General features: G+C 64.9%; 4 protein-coding genes. All 4 read right to left on the bottom strand.

What is annotated here, in order from left to right; genetic code table 11:
• Positions 1–484 (bottom strand): class I tRNA ligase family protein (locus tag IV113_RS21600; RefSeq protein WP_291089365.1); only part of this gene is annotated, 484 nt, incomplete at its 3' end.
• An 85-nt stretch (positions 485–569) separates the two neighbouring features.
• Positions 570–767 (bottom strand): DUF2783 domain-containing protein, encoded by a 198-nt coding sequence (locus tag IV113_RS21595; protein WP_291089362.1) that lies wholly within the window; start codon positions 765–767, stop codon positions 570–572.
• Positions 764–2,494 (bottom strand): FAD-dependent oxidoreductase, encoded by a 1,731-nt coding sequence (locus tag IV113_RS21590; RefSeq protein WP_291089359.1) that lies wholly within the window; start codon positions 2,492–2,494, stop codon positions 764–766. Before IV113_RS21590 ends, IV113_RS21595 begins: the two co-directional genes overlap by 4 nt.
• Before the next feature lie 90 nt (positions 2,495–2,584).
• A complete protein-coding gene (locus IV113_RS21585; RefSeq protein ID WP_291089356.1) occupies positions 2,585–3,196 on the bottom strand; it encodes a VOC family protein in 612 nt (203 codons plus the stop codon).
• Positions 3,197–3,537 lie beyond the last annotated feature (341 nt).

Below are 3,537 nucleotides of genomic sequence, written 5' to 3'. Positions count from 1 at the left end.
TCCAGTCCACGCTGTCGCCCATGCGGCGCATCTGCGTGGTGATGGTGTTGCCGCTTTCTTCCTTCCATTCCCACACCTTGGCCACGAAATTCTTGCGTGCCTCGGCGGGTGTGGGGCCCATGTCGTGGCGGCTGATGCCTTGCGCCTGCAGCTGGCGCTCCACCACGATCTGGGTGGCGATGCCGGCGTGGTCGGTGCCGGGCACCCAGACCGTGTTGGCACCGGCCATGCGGTGGTAGCGCGTGAGGCTGTCCATGATGGTCTGGTTGAACGCATGGCCCATGTGCAGCGTGCCGGTCACGTTGGGTGGTGGCAGCTGGATCGCGAATGACGGTGCGTCGGCCTGGGGAGCGCCCGTGCCGCGGAAGCCCGCCACGCCGTAGCCGCGCTTCTCCCACTCGGGGCCCCAGCGGGCTTCGAGCGGAGCGGGTTCGAACGATTTGGCCAGGGATTGCAGGCCGGGTTGGTTCAGGGTGTCGGTCATGGGGCGCGCCAGAAGTGGAAACGGCATCCCGCAGGATGCCGTCAGGGGAAATGGGGTAACCCGCGAATTTTATTCGACTGGTCCTTCAGACCGGGGTGGCGGGCAGTTCCCGCGCGGCATCGATGCACGCTTTCAGCACGCTTGCATCCCCGATCTGGTTGGCCAGCAGCAGGATCAGGCGCGCGTTGAGCAGCTCCGAGTCTTCGCGGCTGAGGCCCGCGTGGGCATCGAGCAGCTGTTCGTAGAAGGCATCGGCGTCCTGGAAGTGGGGGTTGGTTTTCATGGTTGGTCTCCGCGCAGGCCCAGCGATCGTTCGATCGCACGCACCAGCTGGGCGTTGATGGTTTCTCCGGTGGCAGCCAGATAGCCGTCGGGGCGCACCAGCGCCCAGGCGTGGCCGAACACGTGGCAGGCGCCTTGCAGGTGGCCCTTGGGGTCGCGCACGTGCTCCAGCGCCTGCGCGGTGCCATCAGCACCGAGCACCTGCACACTGCGCACCGGCGCGTCCAGGCACAGGCGGCGCAATCGTTGCAGGGTGGCGGCCGGCTGGTCGCCGAACACCAGCACCAGCAGGTCACCATGGGCCCAGTTGAGCAGGTCGTTCACGTCGCCCTGCGAGCCGTCGGCCCATTCAAACCCCACGTTCTGCACCGACTGGCCCGCGGCGCTGGCCGGTGCGTAGGTACAGGCGCGGGAGCGGGCGTAGGGGTTGGCCACGGCCATGCGACCGGTGTTGATGAGCGCGCGGGCGAACGGGTGCTGTTTGGCCAGGCCGATGGCAGCCTGGCGGAACACGCGCTCGGTGCCTTCGGCCGGGCGAAGAAAGCGCGCGGTGCGGTTGGTCACGCACACATTCTGCTGCGCGGCGTCCAGGCGCTCGTCGTTGTAACTCTCCAGCAGTGCGCCATCGGCCTTGCCGCAGAGCACGGCAGCCAGCTTCCAGGCCAGGTTGTCGGCGTCGGCCACGCCGGTGTTGCCGCCGCGTGCCCCAAACGGACTGACCACCTTGGCCGAGTCGCCCATGAGGTACACGCGACCGTGGCGCATGGCGTGCACGCACTCGCTGCGGTAGGCGTACGGTCCGACCCAGACGATCTGAACCTGCACGTCGGGTCCGAACTGGCGTGCCAGGCGTTCGCGGACCACGTCCTCGCGGCTCACGTATTCGGGGTCGGCGTTGGGCGCCATCTGGTAGTCGATGCGCCAGACGTCGTCGGCCATCAGGTGTTGCCACACCGCGCGGTTTTCGTTGAACGGGGCTTCGATCCAGGTGTGGCGCTCCTGGGGGGGGTGGGTGGAGAAGCGCACGTCGGCGATGCACCAGCGGTCGTCGCCTCGGCGCGAGTCGAAGGGCACGTTGAGCCATTTGCGCAGCGGGCTGTGGGAGCCGGTGGCGTCGATCACGTGCTCGGCTTCCATGCGGTAACTGCCGGCGGGAGTGTCCACGGTGAGCGTGGCGAAGTCGGCGTTTTGCTCGAAGGCGGTGAGGCGATTCTGCCAGCGCAGCTCCACGGCGCCGAGCTCCTGGATGCGCTCGACGAGGAAGCCCTCGATGTAGAACTGCTGGATGTTGATGAAGGGCGGTTGCTGCGAGAGGTGGTACTGGCCTTGCTGGCGCAAATCAAAGCTGTAGACCTCATCTTCACCGGCGAAGGTGCGGCCCACGCTCCACTGCACGCCCTTGGCAGCGATGCGATCAAAGAGCCCCAGGCGTTCGAAGATCTCGAGCGACTTCTGCGTGTAGCAGATGCCGCGCGACGAAGCGCCCTTGACGCCCACGGTGTTGTCTTCGTCGATCAGCACGGCGCGCACGCCCAGGCGGGCCAGCGAGCAGGCGAGGGTGAGGCCGGTGATGCCACCGCCCACGATCACCACGGGGTGCCGTACGAGGGTGGTGGTGTGGAGTTCGGGCGGTTCTACAAACGGGTACTCGGGCAGCTCGTAGCCTGCGCCTGCGGTGAACTCGTAGCTGTTGGTGTGTGCCGCTTCGCGGTACGTCGTCGGGGACATGCATCGCTCCTTGGTTTGTGTTTCGTTGTGCTTCTTGCGGAGCCGTTCGCCCCGTCATCGCAGACCGGAACCCCGCCAACGCCAAAAAACTCAGGCCGGAGCCCGCCCCACCACCTCAGGCCGATCGTTCTGCTGCGGCTTCAACGGCGCAGCCGTCTTCCCCTCGGCGCGCTCACGGCGCCACTGTTCCTTGCGCGCGTTCCACTCAGCCAACCGCGCGTGCGCCGTCTTGCTCTCTTCCAGCATCTCGAACTCGTCGGCCAACTGCGCCGTCAACTCCAGGCGGATGCCGTTGGGATCGAAAAAGTAAATGCTCTTGAAGATGTGATGGTCCGTCACACCCAGCACCTCCACGCCACTGGCTTGCAAACGCGCTTTGGTGTTCTCCAGCTCCTGCTCCGTGTTCACGCGAAAGCTGATGTGGTTGACCCACTTCGGCGTGTTCGGGCTGGGCAGTGCGGCCTCGTCGTCGCCCAGGTCGAAGAAGGCGATGAACGAGCCGTCTTGCAGGCGGAAGAAGAAGTGCGTGTAAGGGCAGTACTCGCCCGTGCTGGGCACGTGGTCACTCTGGATGATGTGGTACAGCGGCAGACCCAGGATGTCTTCGTAGAAACGACGCGTTTCTTCCGCGTCCTTCGCCCGGTAGGCGTAGTGGTGCAACTGCTGGATCGGTGCCGGGGCGGGCAGGGCGACTGGGTTCATGGATGTCTCCTCAAGATCGACTGGGATTCAACATTATGCAACGCATTTCCCTTATCGTAATGAAATGCCCCACAATCGAAGCCAGTTTGCGGCTTTCCCACGGGGCTGTCGATGAGGTTGACACTGGTTACCAGTGGAGTTGATCTGATAGTCATGAGCAATCCAGCGCATAGCCCAGAACAATTAGACGGAGCTCCTCACCAGGACTAACGTTTGCCGGTCTCTGCGGATGCAGGCCTCTTCCCGCACCCGTTGAGCGCTTGTTCAACCCACGCAAGGAGAACCGACATGCCCGCATTGAAAGGCTCGAAAACCGAGCAATGCCTGAAGGACGCCTTCGC

Source organism: Hydrogenophaga sp., from assembly GCF_018780385.1.
GTDB lineage: Bacteria > Pseudomonadota > Gammaproteobacteria > Burkholderiales > Burkholderiaceae_C > Hydrogenophaga.
Note: the sequence above shows the minus strand (reverse complement) of the source record. Positions and strands in the feature narration are given on the sequence as shown.